Raw genomic sequence first — 20,317 nt, 5'->3', positions numbered from 1 at the left:
AAGCTGTCGTACAAATGAGTACGGCAGCTTTTTTAGGTAAAAAGAACTAACAATGTGAATTTTTAATTCCATCTATAATCTTCATTATCATTTCTATTCTCTTAAATGGTGTTATAAAATAAAATCCGTCTACAATGTCTTTCATCTTGTTTCCTAATTCTACTGCGATATCTATACCAACTTTTTCAGCTTCTTCTTTATCCATATCTAGAGTAAATCTATCTATATATTCTTTAGGAATGTTTACCCCTGGTAATTCGTTATTTAAAAACTGTGCATTTTTATAGCTTACTATTGGTAGAATTCCCCCTAGTATTTTTACGTTATTTTCTTCTTTCACTTTCTTAAGATACTTAAAAGTTTCATCATCAAAAATTGGTTGTGTTAAAAAGAAGTTAGCTCCATTTTCCTTCTTCTTTTTCATTCTTGCCACTTCAATATCCTTATTTCTAACATTTAAATTTAACGCTGCACCAATAGTTATACTATCTCCTTCAAAAACTTCATTATTCATCTCTGAAATTAAATTAATAAGCTTAAATGAATTTAAATTAAATACGCTCTTAGTCTCTACCTTATTAATATCAGACATTGGATCTCCTGTAAGTGCTAACACATTTCTTATGTCTTCAATGTGAGCCCCCATAAGCCCAGATCTTATGGCATTAGTATTTTTATCTCTACAACATACATGAGGCATAACATCTATACCAATTTCTCTTTTTATCTTTGTTGCTAGTATCGTTGAATCTACTCTAACTTTAGACATTGGTGAATCAGGTATCGTAACTAAATCAATATTATTCTCTTTACATACCTTTGCACAATGCATCATCTTATCTATATTTGTATCAAATGGAGGCGCTAATTCTACAGCTATAACAAACTTATCTTCTTTTAATTTGTTTAAAAATTTATTTTCTTTTTTTAATATCCTATTGTTATAACTTTCTTCTTTTTTGTATCTTTTTATTTCTAACTTATCATTATTATTTAATGCCTCAACTAACTTTTTAATATGTTCTGGACTTGTACCACAACACCCACCAAGAATTCTAAATCCTAATCTTTTAAAATCCATCATCTTATGTGCAAAATATTCAGGATTGTTAGGATATATTGTTCTTTCATTTATTACTTCTGGATATCCTGTATTAGGTAATACTGCTACTATATCATTTTTAATATCTATTCCTTTTAATAATTTATACAAGTGTGTTGGACCAGATCCACAATTAAATCCATAAATATCTACAGATCTATAACTTTTTATCTCACTTACAATTTTATTCAAACTAACTCCATCTCTAGTAAAGCCGTCACCCATAATAGCAAAATTAGTTATTATAAAAGCATTTTCATTTTTACTTTTAATATACGTAGAAATTTCATTTAAATAATCTAGTTTACTAAATGTCTCAAAAACAAATATATCTGCTCCAATTTCTAGAAAGTTATCCACAATATACTTATATTCTGAAAAAATATCCACATCTTTTTCCACATTTGCCCTTATTGGACCTATAGATGCTGCCACAAATACATCCTTATCTTTTGCAACCTCTTTTGCTATTTTATATCCATTAATTATTATCTTTTTTAATTCCTCATCAGTAACATCTAATGCTTCTCTATTGGCAGCAAAAGTATTTGTTCTTATAATTTTTGCCCCTGCATCAATATATTCCATATGAATTTTCTTTATTTCTTCTGGATTTGTTATATTAGCTAATTCACAACAAGAAACACTATTTACCTTATCTTTCATATAATAAGTTCCCATTGCTCCATCAGTTACTAATATATTATCTTTTAAATAATCTTTTATCATTTTAGCCCCCATGTAATAAAATTTAATATTTATATAATTTTATCATATCCTTTACTTGGTATATAATAAATTTTTAATTTTGGTTAATATACCATTATTATTATAGTATTATTTATTGTCTCCTCTGAAATAATATTATTGTACTAGGGAGGTGTTTAATTTGAATAATCAAGAACTACGATTAAATGAAATGATTAATTTGGTAGAAAATTATACTCGAACAGCTAAACACCTTGAAACCCATAGTAATAATATTTCTTCTCCTAACAAACTAGCAGAAGCTAAGGATATTCAAGCAAGAAGAGCAGATGCCATTAATCATCTGAAAAACAAAATTCTCTGTAATGAAAATTCTAGCTTTAGTTAATTTCTAACCCACGAATTTCCAAACAGGTGCCTTGCGCACCCCTTTTTTTATTTTCTGCTTTTTTTAACTTCCCTTATACTTGTACCTTTTATACTCTATTTTAATGAAAAAAGCCGCCACACTTTTTTTGCGTGACAGCCACTCTAAAAAAACCTTACGTAATAATATTATTATATTCTCAATATTATTTTTCTATTCCTAATTATATATTATTTATTTGCCAGTCTATTTCTTTCTTATGTAATGATTTTAAAATCTCATTAGCTTTTGAAAAATGCTTACATCCAAAAAAGCCTCTTGATGCTGATAAAGGACTTGGATGTGGAGCAGTTAAAATAAAATGATTTTTATTTGTTATAAGTTTTAACTTTTCCTTAGCATTATTTCCCCATAAAATAAATATCACAGGATCCTCTCTCTCATTTAATTTTGAGATAACTTTATCGGTAAATATCTCCCATCCCTTATTTTTATGAGAATTAGGTTCTCCTTCTCTAACAGTTAAAACGGTATTTAAAAGCAAGACTCCTTGCTCTGCCCAAGGTACCAAATAACCATTATTCGGTATAAAACACCCTAAATCATTATGCAATTCTTTATACATATTCAATAAAGATGGTGGAATTTTAATTCCTTTATTCACTGAAAAAGCTAAACCATGAGCTTGATTTTCACCATGATAAGGATCCTGACCTAATATAACTATTTTAACATCTTCATAAGATGTTAATTTTAATGCATTAAACATATCATACATATTGGGATATATCTTTTTAGTTTTATATTCGTGTATAAGGAACTTTCTAAGATTTACATAATAATCTTTTTCAAATTCTCCTGCTAAGACTTCATTCCATTTATTGCTAAATTCAACCATAGTTCCACTCCTCATATAATTAACTTCATATATATTATTCTTTCATAATAAGTTAACTTATTCAAGAGGATCTAAAACTTTATTGTTCACTAATAACTTTTAGATCATTAATTGCATTTATTAATTCTTCTATTATTACTTCACCTTTTTTAGCTTGCTCTATATGCTCATTAGACATAGCAAAAGTTTCTTCTGTATTTGCCATAGTTTCCTCTGAAACAGCAGATATATTAGTCATAGCATTGCTTATCATTTCATTAGAGGCCTTAACTTCATTAACACTATCTTTTACTTTGTTATTTCTATCAATTATATTACTAACATTACTATCTATATCTTCAAACACGCTCTTAGTTTCTTCTACTAATGAATTTTGAATCTCATTACTTTCTCTTAGAACTTTAACCATTTTATTAGACTTATTACTTTTATCTTGTAATCTTCTTATTATTTCATTTATATTTTCAGTAGCTTCTTTTGATTGTTCCGCTAAATTCCCTACCTCTTCTGCAACAACACTAAATCCTTTTCCAAGTTCCCCTGCTCTTGCAGCTTCTATTGATGCATTTAATGCTAATAAGTTTGTCTGATTCGCTATTGCTGTAATAACTGATGTTATCTTAGCTATTTCATTAGATTCTTCTATAAATTCACTAACTAATTGATATACCTCATTAGTATTCTCTGTAACTATTTTTGATTCATTGAATAATTTATCAACTATATCTGCTCCCTTATCTACAACATTAGATGTAGTAATAGATACACTATTCATATCATCACAAGCTTTAATAGATTCTTCTATTTCTCTTTGTATCTTAACTATATTTTCAGATTGACTCTGAATATCTACAGTCATTCCATTAGTTCCTGTAGCAATTTCTTCAATAGCTGTAGATACCAAATTAGATGACTCTGATATTTCCTTCATTATAGTATTTATTCTATCTGAATTTTCTATAACTACATTACTAGTTTCAAAAATCTTTTCTGTTACTTTTTCTTGTTTTTCTTTTGCTTCCATAACTTTACTTAAATTTGAAGTTATACTTTTCGTATATAGACTAGTTAAAACTTGTATAAAGTAAACTACAATGTAAAATAAAATAGTTATAGATCCCATAATTATATAAGCAATAATTTCAACCATATTACCAGTACTAACATCATATATTACTTTTATACATTCAACTAATAAACCTAACACCATATATACTAATAATAACTTTCTATTTGCATAACTAACATAAGTAATAATTACGCAAAACAAACAACATATAAGTATAAGCTGATCTGTTTTTATTACAGATGCACTTACTGGTATAAATGAAGTAAAAAATGTAGTATATTTTATATATGGATTACTTTTATCTTTTATGTAAGAAAATATTGAATACCCATGTATTAGTAAAACTATTACTGAGAATATTATGGAAAATCCTTTATCAAATCTCCCCATACTTGATGATATTGTCAACAATGATACTATTAAAAGTACCATTATTGATGTCATTATTATTGCAAACTTATTTGCAAATTTTATTATATTCACTTTACTATCTTTCACTTTATGTCCTTCCTTAGTTGCATTTTTATTATACATTATTGTGTTAATTCATTTGCAATCTCAACTAACTCTTTTATTAAATTATCTGCCTTGTTAGCTTGAACAATATTTTCATTAGACATAGCTAATGTTTCTTCTGTATTTGACATTGTTTCTTCAGATATTGCTGATATATTGGTTATAGATTTTACAATATTATCATTAGATTTTAATATATCCTCAATTCTTTCTTTTACCTTTTCATTTCCTAATATTATACGCTCTACATCTTTATCAATTTTATTAAATATAGATTCTGTTCTATTAACTAATTCATTTTGAACACTATTGCTAACACTTAATTTACCTACTACATCCGTAGACATATTAGCCTTCTTTTGAAGGTTAGCTATAATATTACTTATGCTTTTCGTTGCATCACTACATTGACCTGCTAAATTTCCCACTTCATTAGCTACTACACTGAAACCTTTTCCCATCTCTCCTGCTCTAGCTGCTTCTATAGATGCATTTAACGCTAAAAGATTTGTTTGACTTGCTATTCCTTCAATAACAGATGTTATTGTAGCTATTTCATTACACTCATCTTGTAATTCTTTCATAAGATTAGATACTTCTTCTGTATTTCTCGTAACTATATCTGATTCCTCTGTAAGTTTTTTAACTATTTCTGTTCCCTCATTTATTACTAAAGATGTATTATTTGATGCTTCATCCATAACGTTACATTCTTTAACAGTACCCTCTATCATAGAATGTATTTCTTCTACACTTTCAGATTGACTTTGTATATCTTCTGCAATTGTACTAGCTCCTTGTGCTATTTCTTCAATAGCACAAGTAACAGTCTCTGTTGAAGTTTTTATTTCTTCAACTAAATTACTTATTGTATTAGAATTAGAACTTACTGATTGTGATACTCTTATATTTCTTTCAAGGTCAGCTTCTTGTTTAGCTTTTGCTTCCATAATTTCACTGAAGTTTTCATTTGATACTGTCATATATTTTTCAATAACCCTAACAACTATATATATACTTATAAAGAATGCTGCTGAAACTGCAAACATAACTACATATGCTACAAGATTTCCTTTTACCTTTACAATTCCATCTAACATTGTCTTAATAACTTCTATTACTGAAGTTAGAGAAATTAAAAAAATAATTCTACTCCTTTTTGCATATAAAGCAGCCACTGTTAATAATGGAACTGCAAATACGTATACTATTAGTTCTTTACTAGCAAACATAGTTAGTATCCATGGTACATACAGTGAAAACATAGAAAGTATTCCTACTCTATTATTTAATTTATCTTTTCTATAAATCATAGTAGCTATAATTAATGTTATCTGTAAATATGAAAGTATTGCTATAACAACTATTGGGTTGACTCTCCCCATACAAACAGATAATAATAAACCTAAATCTGATATAATTGCTAATACCCATGAAACAATTAAATTCATTTTATTAGCGTATAAATAATACTTATCATTAGAATTCATCTTTAGTTTTTTCCCCTCTTCTGTTATTTGTTATATTAATTACTCACTTATTTCTTCTAATCGTTCTATAACTTTCACTAATTCTCCAACTAATTTTCTTGCATGATTAGCACTTACTATATATTCACTAGACATTGCAGCAGTTTCCTCTGAGTTAGACATTGTTTCCTCTGAAACAGCTGATATACTTGTTATTGATCCAGTAATTACATCACTTGACTTTACAACCTCACCTATACTATTTTTAACTAAATTGTTTTTATCCATTATTTCAATAATTTCTTTATTTATTTCATTAAATGCACTATCAGTTTTCTTTACTAAATCATTTTGTTTTCCATTACTTATAGTAAGTTTTTCCACTACTTCACTAGACTTATTACACTTGTTTTGAAGTTTCACAACGATATTATCAATATTTTTAGTAGCTTCCTTAGATTGATCTGCTAATAATCCTACTTCATTAGCAACAACACTAAATCCTTTTCCAGCTTCTCCAGCTCTAGCTGCTTCTATAGATGCATTTAATGCTAAAAGATTTGTTTGATTTGCTATTCCTGATATAACACCAGTTATATTTGCTATCTCTCTTGATTCTTCTAAAAGTTCCTTCATAATACTATGTACTTCTTTTGTATTGTCAGTAACTATATTAGATTCTTCAATAAGCTCTTTTAAAATACTTTCTCCTTGCTTAATTACGTCATAAGCATTTCCTGAAGATTTTTCCATAAGATCACAGGCATTAGATGATTCTTCTATATCTGCATTTATCTTATCTAAATGGCTAGATTGCATTTGTATATCTTCTGCTGTAGTAGTTGCACCTTTTGATATTTCATTAATTGCAAAAGCTATTGACTTTGAAGAAGTTGATATCTCTTCTACAATTTTATCTATCTCACTTGAGTTTTCTGATACTACTTTTACAGTTTTCTTTATTTCACTTGAAACTTCTTCTTGTTTTTTTCTTGCTTCCTCAACTTCTTTTAAATTATCTATAGACTTATTAATGGTTTTACTCATTTCATTAGTTACAATCCCTAAAACAACATAAAATGCCACTGATGCAATAATCATTGTAATATATATTGAAAGATTAATATTATCTAATCTATTATAATCCCATATTGTTTTTATAACTTCTAATGATACCGCTATTCCTCCAATAATATCTATAAACTTTTTCTCTGAATAAACAACGTATATTGTAGAAATTATTAGTACAAAAACATATACTTCTACTTTTCCTGTTCTTATAAATATAGATACCCATGCCATATATGATGCTAAAAATGATAACATCCCCGTAAAATTATTTTCTTTATTCTTTTTATAAGCTATTGTAGCCAATATCATAGGAATTTGTATTAAAACAACAATAAATACATTAATCCACCACTTAACGCCCTGCTGAAAACAATTCATAATTAAAGCTAAATCCATTACCACACATATTATCCAATTTAAAATTACAGCTTTTTTATGCGCAGATTTTATTACTAATTTAGTACTTTCATTCATCAAAATCTCCCCTTTTTTTTAATGTAGTACTATATAATATCGTTACTTTTTTTTTAAAGTTTACTTTAATTATCAAACTTCAGTAAATAATATAAAAAATACTATTAAATAAGAGTATTTCTCCGCTTCATATTGGTAGAAAAATTTTCTTTAGAAACTTCTAAAAATACAAAAATAAAACTTAGACTAAAATCTCTCTCTTTATTTAAAAAAAAAAAAACTGCCACTTACGAAATTTAATCGTATCGTGACAGTTTTTATTTTATTAACAAATTTATTTTATTTCACCGATGTCTTTTCTATAATAAAGTCCTTGGAAGTCCACATTTTTTATATCATTATAAGCTTTAGCTCTAGCACCTTCTAATGTACTATCTGTAGCAACTACATTTAAAACTCTTCCTCCTGTAGTAAGAAGCTTACCATTTTCTTCTTTTGCCCCTGCTATAAATAACTTTGAATTAAAATCACTGTTAACAGTAATCTCAAAACCAGTAGGATAACTTGCAGGATATCCCTTTGATGCTCCTGTTATACAACAAGAATATCCTTCTTTCCAATCTAAAGTGACTTCTGATAACTTTCCATCTAAAGCCTTTTCAATTACTTCTACAAAATCACTATTCATAAGCGGAAGTACTGCTTGTGTTTCAGGATCTCCCATTCTTACATTATACTCTAGAGCATAAACACCTTTTGGAGTTATCATTACACCAAAGAATACTATTCCTGTAAAATCAAACTCTTCTTCTCTTATACCTTCTAATGTTGGATTCATTATATTATTTATAAAATCCTCTTCTACTTCTTTTGTAAAGTATGGATTTGGAGCTATAACGCCCATTCCCCCTGTATTAGGTCCTGTTTCTCCTTCATAAATTTTCTTATGATCCTTTGAAGATATAAATGGTAGCATTGTCTTACCATCAGTAACAGCAAGAATTGATGCTTCTGGTCCTGTTAAAAATTCTTCTATAACAATTTTTTGTCCTGCACCTTTGAATACATCATCAATAATAAATGACTTTACAGTAGCAACAGCATCTTCATAAGTTTCACTTATAACAACACCTTTTCCAGCTGCTAATCCATCTGCCTTAATAACTATTGGATAATCTACATTCTTTAAATATTCTACCGCTGGTTCAACTTCTGTAAACACTTCATATGCAGCAGTTTTTACATTATACTTTTTCATGAAATCCTTTGAGAAAGACTTACTTCCTTCTAACTGAGCACCAACTTTACCTGGTCCAAAAATCTTTAAGCCTTCTTTTTTAAATGTATCTACAACACCATCTACAAGATATACTTCAGGTCCTACTATTGTTAAATCTATAGATTCCTTTTTTGCAAAAGCTACAAATTCATCTATTTTAGTTAGATTAACATTTTCACATTTCTTTTCAATAGCTGTCCCACCATTTCCAGGTGCCACATATACCTTTTCTACCTTTGAACTCTCGGCACACTTATAAGCAATTGCATGTTCTCTACCACCACTACCTAAAACTAAAACTTTCATATATAATACGCTCCTTATTATATTAATGTTTAAAGTGTCTTATTCCTGTGAAGACCATTGGTATTCCATACTTATTACAATTTTCAACTGATAACTTATCATTTACTGATCCACCTGGTTGTACAATTGCACCTACTTTATATTTAGCACATTCATCAACAATATCACCAAATGGGAAGAATGCATCAGATGCAAGAACTGCACCTTCTGTATTTGCTCTCTTTAAAGCATCCTTTGCAGGCCAAATTCTATTAACTTGTCCTCCACCTATTCCTAAAGTCTTACCATCTTTAACAACAACGATGGCATTAGACTTAACATATTTAACTACCTTCATTCCAAATTCCATATCTTTAAGTTGAGCTTCTGTTGGTGCCTTTTCTGTAACAACCTTATACTCATCAACTAATTTTCTATCTGATTGTTGAACAAGAAGACCACCATCAACCTTAACTAATTCATGAGTATCACATGGTTTAGTTCCACATTTTATTACTCTTAAATTCTTCTTCTTCTTAAATGCCTCAAGAGCTTCTGCAGTAAATCCTGGAGCAATAACTATTTCTAAGAATATTTCTGTAAGCTTTTCAGCAGTTTCCACATCTACTTCTCTATTGAAAGCAACGATACCTCCAAAAATTGATGTTGGATCACATTCAAAAGCCTTATTGTAAGCATCTAAAGTTGTATCTGACACTGCCACACCACATGGAGTATTATGCTTTAAAGCACAACAAGCAGTTTCATCAAATTCACTAACAACTTTCCAAGCTATATCCATATCCTTAAAGTTGTTATATGAAAGTTCCTTACCATTTAATTGTTCTATATCCTTCATCGCACCATTATCTGTTGTTGACACATAATAAGCTGCTGATTGATGTCCATTTTCTCCATATCTTAAATCCATTTTCTTTTTATATGAAATATTGTAATACTCGTTATACTCATCATCTAATAAGAAGTTTGCTATAGCCCCATCATAAGCACTCATTAAGTTAAATACCTTACCAGCTAACTTCTTCTTAAATGCTAATGACACTTCTCCTTCTTCCATTTGTCTCTTAACTTCAGCATAATCTTTAGTATCTGAAATTACTATAACATCTTGGAAATTCTTTGCTGCTGCTCTAAGCATAGTAGGTCCACCGATATCAATAAACTCAATTTTTTCTTCAAAAGATAAATCTTCATTAACCTTATCAAAGAAAGGATATAAATTTACAATAACTATATCTATTGGTGTAATATTTTTTTCAGCTATCTTAGCCATATGTTCCTTATTATTTCTTATAGCTAATATTCCACCATGGATATATGGATTTAAAGTCTTAACTCTTCCATCTAAAATTTCTGGGAATCCAGTTACCTCAGTAATATCTATTACCTTAACACCATTTTCTTTTAAATATCTATAAGTACCACCAGTTGAAACTATTTCAACACCCTTACTCTCAAGAAATTGTGCCATTTCTAAAATTCCATCTTTATAAAAAACACTAATTAAAGCTCTCATTTTTTAACCTCCAAGTGCACATATTTTCAATTCACAATTCAAACAATTCACAGTTCACAATTGTGGTGAATTTTCCCCTATTGGGAAAATTATTATTGTCCTGCGGACGGCATATTAATTTGCAATTCGCAATTCAATCAATTCACAGTTCAATCAATTTGCAATTCAGTCAGTTCACAACTCAAGTATTTTTCAATTTATACATTAACTTTTATTTTTATTTAATGTTCTTACTATTGAATATAGTATCTTGCATAACTCTTTACACTTAGCAAGAAGTTCTTTTCCTTCTCTATACTCTATATACTCAGATGCAATTAATAATTCTAACCAATATTCAGTTTCATTAGCTTCTTTTAAAGATATGCTCAGTTTATGTGTAAAATCTTTTCTTGATTCTCCTCTTAAAGCTTCCTTTATATTTGCTCCGATACTGGTAGATGATCTTATTAATTGTTTAAATATCACATTCTCATTATTTGTAGAAGTTAACCGTTTATATAATTTCATAATATCTAGTGCAAAATCAAATGATTTATTCTCAAGTATATTTTCATTCATATCTTTTTACCTCTAACTAATCCTCTTTATTAAATTAATTAACAATTATACAAACATTTATTCAATTCACAATTCAAACAATTCACATTTCACAATTGTGGTGGTTTTTCTTTCAGAAAAACATTTTACTCCTTCGAATAATCATTACAATTCAGGCAATTTATAACTATTATAGAATTTACCATTGTTAATCTTTTGAATTTTCAATATAAATTTCATTATCTATTTTCTCTCTCCACATACTTATAATATTTTCACCATCGGTGAAAATTAACATTAATTGTGAATTGTGAATTGTGAACTGTGAATTATTTTATTATGGTTTTTCTTCCTTCTACTCTTACTTTTCCTTCGCTAATTAACTTTAGCGCTTCTGGTAATGCTTTATGTTCTTCTACAAGTATTCTTTCTTGTAATTTCTTTGGAGTGTCCTCTCCATATACCGGTACTGATTTTTGAAGAATAATAGCCCCCGTATCTGTTCCTTCATCTACAAAATGTACTGTGCATCCTGATATCTTTACCCCATATTCGATAGCTTTTTCGTGGACGTGAATTCCGTATGCACCTTTTCCACAAAAGCTTGGTATAAGTGATGGATGAATGTTAATAATTCTATTTCTAAATTCATCTATTAATTCTTTTTTTATAATAGAAAAGAAACCTGCTAGAACTATTACATCTACTTTACCTTTTAATGTATCAAGAATTTTTTTACTAAGTGAATCACCATATTCTTTTTTATCATATGTTAAAGTTTTTATTCCTACTTTTTCTGCTCTTTCTAAGGCATAAGCACCTTTTGTGTCACTAATTACATATTCTATAGCTACTTTATCTAAGTAACCATCACTAACTTTATCTATGATGGCTTGAAGATTACTTCCGCCACCAGATACTAACACTGCTATTTTAAGCATATATTTTCCCCTTCATTCTCATCAACATATCCAATTTCATGAGCTACTATTCCATGTCCAACTAAGATTTCCATTACTTTATTTACATCTTCTTTAGCAACACAAACAACAAATCCGATTCCCATGTTAAATGTATTGTACATTTCTTCTTCTTTAACTCCACGTCTCATAAGTTCTTTGAATATTGCTGGAACTTTATAAGAATTTTTGTTTATTACTGCTCTATGTTTTTTATTTTTGAACATTCTTGGAATATTTTCAATAAATCCGCCACCAGTTATATGAGCCATACCATTGATATTTACTTTTGATAATAAATCAAGTATTGGCTTAACATATATTCTTGTTGGAGTTAATAAAACTTCTCCTATTTTCTTTCCTTCAAATTCTTCATCTAAATTAGTAATAAGTTTTCTTACTAATGAATATCCATTTGAATGAATTCCTGAAGACTCTAATCCTATTAAAACATCTCCAGATTTTATATTACTCCCATCAATAATTTCGTCTTTTTCTACAACACCAACTGCAAATCCTGCTATATCATATTCTCCTTCTTTATAAAAGCCAGGCATTTCTGCTGTTTCTCCACCAATTAAGGCACATCCAGCTCTGTAACATCCTTCTGATACACCTTTAACTATGTCAGCTGCTTTTTCTGCTTCTAATTTTCCACAAGCCATATAGTCTAAAAATACTACTGGTTTTGCTCCGTGACAAAGTATGTCATTTACACACATTGCTGTACAATCTATTCCAACTGTATCATAAGTATTCATCTTAAATGCAATTTCAAGCTTTGTTCCAACTCCATCTGTTCCTGAAACTAATACTGGATTTTTATATCCTTGTCCAAGTTCAAACATTCCAGCAAATGATCCAAGACCATTTAAAACTCCTGGTATGAAAGTTTTTTCTGTGTATTGTTTCATTAATTGTACACTTTTGTAGCCTTCTTCTATATTTACGCCACTTTCCTTATATAAACTCATTTAAGTTTCCTCGCTTTCATAATTTTAATCTTCTAAACGAACCTTGCTCATTTCCATTGGTGCTGATACTGGATATTCACCAGCAAAACATCCTAAACAAAAATGGTTTTCTCCACCTAAAGCTTCTACTAATGAAGGAATTGATAAATATCCTACAGAGTCACTTCCAATAAATTCTCTAATTTCCTCTAAGTTTCTTTGAGCTGCAATAAGTTCACTTCTATATGGAGTATCTATACCAAAATAGCAAGGATACTTAACTGCTGGTGCTGCTGATCTAAAGTGCACCTCTTTTGCTCCAGCTCTTCTCATTATATCTACTAATTTTTTAGAAGTTGTTCCTCTTACAATAGAGTCATCAATAAGAACTACTCTCTTTCCTTCAACTAAACATCTAAGTGCATTAAGCTTAATAGAAACTGCTTTTTCTCTTAATTCTTGTGTTGGTGCAATAAATGTTCTTGCAACATATTTATTTTTAACAATACCCATAGCATATGGTATTCCCGAAGCCTTTGAATATCCTACTGCTGATGGTATTCCTGAATCAGGAACTCCTATTACCAAATCTGCTTCTGCTGGAGCATCTTTATATAAAAGTTCCCCTGCTTTTACTCTAGCTTCATATACATTTATTCCATTCATTATAGAATCTGGTCTTGCGAAATAAATATATTCAAAAGCACATGCCTTAGTTATTGCCTTTTCATTTAACTTTATGCTTCTTAATCCTTCATCATCTATTATTACTATTTCACCTGGTTCTACATCCCTAATAAGTTCAGCTCCTATAACATCAAGAGCACAACTTTCAGATGATAGTACATAACCATCGTCTATTTTTCCTATACATAATGGTCTTATTCCATGAGGATCTCTTATTCCAATAAGCTTATCCTTTGTTAATATTACTATAGCGTATGATCCCTTAACGGCTTGAACTGTATCTACTAAAGCTTTTTCTATTCCTTTAGAAGCTTTTCGTGCTATCATATTTAAAATAACTTCTGTATCAATTGTTGTTTGGAAATTACAACCTGACTCTTCTAATAGTTCTCTTATAACATCAGTATTAACTAAGTTTCCATTATGAGCTATAGCCATTTGTCCTAATTTAAATTTTGAAAGTAATGGTTGTGCATTTATAAGTCTAGTATCTCCTGTTGTAGAATATCTTACATGACCTATAGCTGCCTTACCTGTCATATTATTTAATGTTTCATCATCAAATACATCCGGAACAATACCCATACCTTTTTCAAGAATCAAATTTCCATCTTGATTAACGCATATTCCTGAACTTTCTTGTCCTCTATGCTGAAGTGCATATAATCCATAATAAACATAATGGGCAATTGTTGTTTTTTTGTTTGAGTATATCCCGAAAACACCACACTCGTCTTTGAACTTATCACACTCTCTAATTGTCATATTAGATTTCCTCACTTATTCTCTTAAATATTTCTATATAAGCTTCTTTAACATTTCCCATATCTCTTCTAAATCTATCTTTATCAAGCTTTTCACCAGTTGTAGCATCCCAGAATCTGCATGTATCTGGTGAGATTTCATCTGCAAGTAAGATTTCTCCATCTGCAGTCTTACCGAATTCTATCTTGAAGTCTATAAGATTTATATTTTGTTTTAAGAAAAATTCTTTTAATGTATTATTAATAACTGCTGTCATATCATAAATTGTCTTTAATTCTTCAAATGTAGTAGCTCCAATTGCTACTGCATGATAATCATTGATTAATGGATCTCCTAAATCATCATTTTTATAAGAAAGTTCAAATACTGTTGTCTTTAATGGAGTTCCTTCTTCAAGACCTAATCTCTTAGCCATTGAACCAGCAGCAACATTTCTTACTATAACTTCTAGAGGTATTATTTTTACCTTCTTACAAAGTTGGTCTCTTTCGTTTAACTTTTTAATAAAGTGAGTTTTAACACCTTTCTTTGCTAAAAGTTCAAATAACATTGAAGTTATTGCATTATTTAATTCACCTTTAGAATCAATTTGTCCCTTCTTTTCTCCATTAAAAGCAGTAGCATCATCTTTATAATGAACTATTACCTTATCATCATCACTTGTTCTAAATACTTGTTTTGCCTTACCTTCATACATCATTTCTAGCTTTTCCATTTTATAGTTCCACTCCTTCTTCATTATCCCTAATAAATTTAACTTTCATATCTTTTCTATATTTTTCTAGCTTATCCTTAACTTCCGGATACTTAACTCCTAAAATTTGAGCCGCTATCATACCAGCATTATAAGAATTATTAATACCTACAGTAGCAACTGGAATACCCTTTGGCATTTGAACTATTGAAAATAATGCATCCATTCCTTCTACTGCTGCCTTTATAGGCACACCTATTACAGGAAGAGTTGTCTTTGATGCTATTACACCTGGAAGATGAGCTGCAAGCCCAGCACCAGCAATAATTGCCTCACAACCAGTTTCCTCTAACTTCTTAATAACCTCTTCTAACTTCTCCGGTACTCTATGAGCTGACAATACATACGCTTCAAAAGGAATATCAAACTCTCTTAAAGCATTAGCAGCCCCCCTCATTACCTCTGTATCAGATTTACTTCCAAATATGATTGCTACCTTCATAAAAAAACCTCCGTTTTTTATGGCACAAGGCACAAGGCACAGGGCACAAGTATTTATGCGTCCTGAACTTCTTGTGTTTCTCGCACCTTCCTTACAATTGAATTCAATATTTTGCATAACTCTTTACATTTATTAAGCATTTCATTAGCTACTTCATCTTCTAAGTATGATAAAGCTATCAATAATTCTATCCAGTACTCAGTTTCATTAGCCTCTTTCAAAGCTATATTCATTTGGTGACCAAAATCTTTCCTAGACTCTCCACGAAAAGCCTCTCGAACATTAGCCCCAATACTAGTACCAGCTCTTAGCAATTGTTTAGATAATATAAACTCTCTCTTTTTACATGTAAGAAAGTGGTATGTCCTTATAATATCTAAAGCAAAATTAAAAGACTTATTAACTATCACACTATTAGTCATTTTAGTATCACACCCCTGAGTAATTAATTTATTTAATTAATTACCAAAGATACGAACATTTATTCAGTAATTATAAATTATTTAAAACTTCTTATATTAAATCAAATTGTGTCACAATTACAAATATCCTATACACACTTAGCACTTTTGTAGCACAGCTGCAAACAACACAAGCCGTCCGCAGGACTACAATGAAATTCCTCCAGTGGAGGAATTTCAACCTTACCTGTGCCCTGTGCCCTGATACATGTGCACTGACTACTACTTAAAGTAATTAACTCCATTCTTAAACAATTGTTGATCTTTCTCACCTAAAATATTCTTAGCAACACCGTTCCCTATTCTTTCTGAGTGTCCCATTTTACCGAATACTCTTCCGTCTGGACTTGTTATTCCTTCTACAGCGTATACAGAACCGTTTGGATTGAATTCAATATCATAAGTTCCTTTGCCCTTAAAGTTAACATATTGTGTAGCTACTTGTCCGTTTGCAATTAAAGATTTCATTACTTCATCATTAGCTACAAATCTTCCTTCTCCATGAGAAACTGCTATGCTATGAAGTTTTCCTAAGTCATCATTAGAAATCCATGGTGATTTATTTGAAATTACTTTAGTTGTAACCATTCTTGATACGTGTCTACCAATTTTATTAAATGTAAGTGTTGGTGAATTTACATCTAAATCTCTTATTTCACCATATGGTACTAAACCTAATTTTATAAGTGCTTGGAATCCGTTACAGATACCTAACATTAATCCATCTCTATTTTTAAGCATTTCATGAACAGCTTCTTTTATCTTTTCATTTCTAAATACTGCTGATATAAATTTACCTGATCCGTCTGGTTCATCCCCTGCTGAGAATCCACCTGATAACATAATCATTTGTGATGTATTTATTCTCTTAACCATTTCTTCAATTGATTCTTCTACTTCATGAGCATTTCCATTTCTAAATACAAATACATCTGTTTCTGCTCCTGCCTTTTTAAACTCTCTTGAAGTGTCGTACTCACAGTTTGTACCCGGGAATACTGGTATAAATACTTTTGGTTTTGCTATTTTTATAACAGGAGAAACTTTTTCTTTTGCTTCATACAATGGAATATCAATATTAGTTTCTTCTATCTTTGCTTCTGTTCTAAACACTGATTCAAGTGTAGAATCCCATTCTTTTCTTAATTCATTAATATCAAGTTTTTCGTTACCGTAAACTAATGAATAATCTTCTGTAGTTTCACCGATTACTCTATATGAAACTCCTTCTAATTCTTTTATAGTATCTTCATTTACTTCAAGGACTATTGATCCATAACTTGGTTCTACCAAATCTTCTATTTTTAATTTGCTATCTATCTTAACTCCAATTTCATTACCAAAAGATCCTTTAGCTAAGTTTTCTATTAATCCACCGAATCTTACTGATGATGATGATAATACTAATCCTTTATTTATCAATTCCTTAACTTTAGCAAAATTAGTTTTAAGTTGTTCTAAGTTTGGCATATCTCCATCTTTTCTATCATGAAGAACTTCTACTAATTTACTTCCTGCCTTTTTAAATTCAGAAGATACAATATTTTGTACTTTATCTGCAACTACTGCAAATGTAACTATTGTTGGAGGAACTGTTAAATCTTTAAATGTTCCTGACATTGAATCTTTACCACCGATAGCTGGTATTTCAAAAGCTCTTTGTACTTCATATGCTCCAAGTAATGCAGCAAATGGCTTACCAAATGCTTCTGCATTATGCATTCTTTCAAAATACTCTTGCATAGAAAGTCTTACCTTACTAGCATCTCCTCCAAGAGCTGTAATCTTAGCTAATGCTTCAATTACTGAATACATACCACCATGGAATGGACTAAATGTTGTAAGATATGGATTATATCCAAAAGTCATTAATGAAACTGTATTTGTTTCTCCATTAAGAACTGGAATCTTTCCTACCATACCTTCTTGTGGTGTACCTTGTGTTTTACCTCCATAAGGCATAAGTACTGTATTACTTCCAATAGAAGAGTCGAACATTTCAACTAATCCTCTTTGAGAACATACGTTTAAATCTGTTAATATTTCTTTTGCTATATCCTTAAAGTCTTTTCCTTTGTAATTATTAACAGCAGTTTCAAAGTAATTATCTTCTTTTGGTTCTACAACCTTTACTTTTGTATGAGAAGTCACACCATTTGTATTTAAAAAGTCTCTGCTTAATTCTACAATTGTGTCTCCTCTCCATTTTAGTCTCATTATGTTTTTATCTGTTACTTTAGCAACTACTACAGCTTCTAAGTTTTCTTCATTACATAATCTTAAGAATTCATCTCTATCTTTTTCTTCTATGACTACTGCCATTCTTTCTTGTGATTCAGAGATAGCAAGTTCTGTTCCATCTAATCCTTCGTACTTCTTTGGTACTAGATCTAAATCTACATCTAATCCATCTGCAAGTTCACCAATTGCTACTGATACTCCACCTGCTCCGAAGTCGTTACATCTAACAATCTTTCTTGATACATCTGGATTTCTAAATAATCTTTGTATCTTTCTTTCAGTTGGAGCATTACCTTTTTGTACTTCTGATGAACATGTATCAATAGAAGTTTCAGTATGTTCCTTTGAAGAACCTGTTGCTCCACCGCATCCGTCTCTACCAGTTCTACCACCAATTAAAACAATTATATCTCCTGGCACTGGTCTTCTTCTAACTACATTATCTTTTGGTGCTGCTGCAATAACCGCTCCAAGTTCTAATCTTTTAGCTACATATCCTGGATGATATATTTCTGCAACTTGACCTGTAGCAAGTCCAATTTGGTTACCATAAGAAGAATATCCATGAGCTGCTCCTTGAGTTATCTTTCTTTGTGGTAACTTACCAGCAAGTGTTTCTTCTACAGGAACTGTAGGATCTGCTGCTCCTGATACTCTCATTGCTTGGTATACATAAGTTCTTCCTGAAAGCGGATCTCTTATAGCTCCACCAATACATGTAGCTGCTCCACCAAATGGTTCTATTTCAGTTGGATGGTTATGTGTTTCATTTTTAAACATCAATAAATAATCTTCATCTTTACCATCAACATCAACTTTAATATTTATTGAACAAGCATTAATTTCTTCACTTTCATCTAAATCTTTTAATACACCTTTTTTCTTAAGCTCTCTAACAGCTATAGTTGCAAGGTCCATTAAACATATATTCTTTTTCTTTCTGTCTTTATAAGCAAATTCTCTTCCTTCTAAATAATTTTCATAAGAAGCTTTAACAAGATTTGCATACTTTCCTTCTTCAAAAGAAACCTCATCAATTATTGTTTCAAAAGTGGTATGTCTACAGTGATCTGACCAATAAGTATCTATAACTTTGATTTCTGTTATAGTAGGATTTCTTTTTTCTGTGTTCTTAAAATATTCTTGGCAGAAAGCTAAATCATCTAATGTCATAGCTAGTCCATTTTCATTTAAAAAACTTTCTAATCCATTTCTATCTAAATCTATAAATCCATCTAATATTTTAACTGCACTTGGTTTTTCAACCTTTGGCATTAATGTTTCTGGTTTTTCAATTGAAATTTCTCTAGAATCCACTGAGTTAATAAAATAACTTTTAACTTTTTCTATTTCATCTATTGATAACTTTCCTTTTAAAATTACAACCTTTGAAGAAGTAATTTCACAGCTATCATCCTCAGTGATAATTTGGATACATTGGCGAGCTGAATCTGCTCTTTGATCGAATTGACCTGGTAGGTATTGTACTAGAAAATAATTTTCTCCATCATTTAATGGAAACTCTTCATCATATACATTATCAACATTAACTTCTGATAATATTAACTTCTTAGCTCTATCATAAGCATCATCTGAAAGTCCCGCTAAATCATATCTATTAATGATTCTAACCTTTTCTAGATTTGCAAGATTAAGATTTATCTTGAAATCTTTTAATAAATGCTCATTTTCAGAATTGAATCCTTCCTTTTTTTCAACATACACAGTACGTATATAAGACATTTATTTTTCCCCTTTCATACGTATACATACGAACATTCCCCATTGAAGTGTATATAT

Annotated in this window: 16 protein-coding genes; 1 reads left to right on the top strand and 15 read right to left on the bottom strand. The window is 30.0% G+C overall.

The annotated features are described in order from the left end of the window. Positions 1-46: 46 nt before the first annotated feature. The gene (locus tag KQI30_RS09245) at positions 47-1,831 is read right to left on the bottom strand and encodes a bifunctional homocysteine S-methyltransferase/methylenetetrahydrofolate reductase (protein ID WP_216463015.1); all 1,785 of its coding nucleotides are present in this window, start codon (positions 1,829-1,831) and stop codon (positions 47-49) included. 160 nt (positions 1,832-1,991) lie between these two features. On the opposite strand from KQI30_RS09245, the gene KQI30_RS09240 reads away from it, so the two are divergent. After that, positions 1,992-2,198 carry a hypothetical protein gene (locus KQI30_RS09240; protein ID WP_216463014.1) on the top strand — a complete coding sequence of 69 codons (207 nt, stop codon included), beginning with the start codon at positions 1,992-1,994 and terminating at the stop codon, positions 2,196-2,198. 202 nt (positions 2,199-2,400) lie between these two features. On the opposite strand, the gene KQI30_RS09235 is transcribed toward KQI30_RS09240, so the two are convergent. The 14 genes from KQI30_RS09235 to KQI30_RS09170 all read right to left on the bottom strand — a co-directional run bounded on the left by KQI30_RS09235 (position 2,401) and on the right by KQI30_RS09170 (position 20,260). After that, complete coding sequence (locus KQI30_RS09235) at positions 2,401-3,075, bottom strand: uracil-DNA glycosylase (RefSeq protein ID WP_216463013.1); 675 nt, start codon at positions 3,073-3,075, stop codon at positions 2,401-2,403. 79 nt (positions 3,076-3,154) lie between these two features. Continuing rightward, entirely contained in the window at positions 3,155-4,642 is a 1,488-nt protein-coding gene (locus KQI30_RS17550; RefSeq protein WP_216463012.1) for a methyl-accepting chemotaxis protein, read from the bottom strand. 35 nt (positions 4,643-4,677) lie between these two features. Then, a complete protein-coding gene (locus KQI30_RS09225) occupies positions 4,678-6,150 on the bottom strand; it encodes a methyl-accepting chemotaxis protein (RefSeq protein WP_216463011.1) in 1,473 nt (490 codons plus the stop codon). A 39-nt stretch (positions 6,151-6,189) separates the two neighbouring features. Beyond that, positions 6,190-7,674, bottom strand: coding sequence for a methyl-accepting chemotaxis protein (locus tag KQI30_RS09220; protein WP_216463010.1), 1,485 nt, complete (start codon positions 7,672-7,674; stop codon positions 6,190-6,192). Between the two features lie 274 nt (positions 7,675-7,948). Beyond that, the gene (gene purD / locus KQI30_RS09215; protein WP_216463009.1) at positions 7,949-9,199 is read right to left on the bottom strand and encodes a phosphoribosylamine--glycine ligase; all 1,251 of its coding nucleotides are present in this window, start codon (positions 9,197-9,199) and stop codon (positions 7,949-7,951) included. A 22-nt stretch (positions 9,200-9,221) separates the two neighbouring features. After that, the gene (gene purH, locus KQI30_RS09210) at positions 9,222-10,715 is read right to left on the bottom strand and encodes a bifunctional phosphoribosylaminoimidazolecarboxamide formyltransferase/IMP cyclohydrolase (protein ID WP_216463008.1); all 1,494 of its coding nucleotides are present in this window, start codon (positions 10,713-10,715) and stop codon (positions 9,222-9,224) included. Positions 10,716-10,919: 204 nt separating this feature from the next. Next, complete coding sequence (locus KQI30_RS09205; protein WP_216463007.1) at positions 10,920-11,276, bottom strand: four helix bundle protein; 357 nt, start codon at positions 11,274-11,276, stop codon at positions 10,920-10,922. Between the two features lie 308 nt (positions 11,277-11,584). After that, positions 11,585-12,196 carry a phosphoribosylglycinamide formyltransferase gene (gene purN / locus KQI30_RS09200; protein WP_216463006.1) on the bottom strand — a complete coding sequence of 204 codons (612 nt, stop codon included), beginning with the start codon at positions 12,194-12,196 and terminating at the stop codon, positions 11,585-11,587. Then, positions 12,184-13,188 carry a phosphoribosylformylglycinamidine cyclo-ligase gene (purM, locus tag KQI30_RS09195; RefSeq protein WP_216463005.1) on the bottom strand — a complete coding sequence of 335 codons (1,005 nt, stop codon included), beginning with the start codon at positions 13,186-13,188 and terminating at the stop codon, positions 12,184-12,186. Before purM ends, purN begins: the two co-directional genes overlap by 13 nt. A gap of 24 nt (positions 13,189-13,212) precedes the next feature. Next, positions 13,213-14,619, bottom strand: a complete 1,407-nt coding sequence (gene purF, locus KQI30_RS09190; RefSeq protein ID WP_216463004.1) for an amidophosphoribosyltransferase — start codon at positions 14,617-14,619, stop codon at positions 13,213-13,215. Position 14,620: 1 nt separating this feature from the next. Beyond that, complete coding sequence (gene purC / locus KQI30_RS09185; RefSeq protein WP_216463003.1) at positions 14,621-15,334, bottom strand: phosphoribosylaminoimidazolesuccinocarboxamide synthase; 714 nt, start codon at positions 15,332-15,334, stop codon at positions 14,621-14,623. A gap of 1 nt (position 15,335) precedes the next feature. Beyond that, positions 15,336-15,815, bottom strand: a complete 480-nt coding sequence (gene purE / locus KQI30_RS09180; protein WP_216463002.1) for a 5-(carboxyamino)imidazole ribonucleotide mutase — start codon at positions 15,813-15,815, stop codon at positions 15,336-15,338. Between the two features lie 53 nt (positions 15,816-15,868). Beyond that, positions 15,869-16,237, bottom strand: coding sequence for a four helix bundle protein (locus tag KQI30_RS09175; RefSeq protein WP_216463001.1), 369 nt, complete (start codon positions 16,235-16,237; stop codon positions 15,869-15,871). A 261-nt stretch (positions 16,238-16,498) separates the two neighbouring features. After that, positions 16,499-20,260 carry a phosphoribosylformylglycinamidine synthase gene (locus KQI30_RS09170; RefSeq protein ID WP_216463000.1) on the bottom strand — a complete coding sequence of 1,254 codons (3,762 nt, stop codon included), beginning with the start codon at positions 20,258-20,260 and terminating at the stop codon, positions 16,499-16,501. Between the last annotated feature and the right edge of the window lie 57 nt (positions 20,261-20,317).

Origin of the sequence: Clostridium bornimense, assembly GCF_018917145.1 — a bacterium.
GTDB lineage: Bacteria > Bacillota > Clostridia > Clostridiales > Clostridiaceae > Clostridium_AN > Clostridium_AN bornimense_A.
This window is presented reverse-complemented; position numbering and strand designations above follow the sequence as displayed.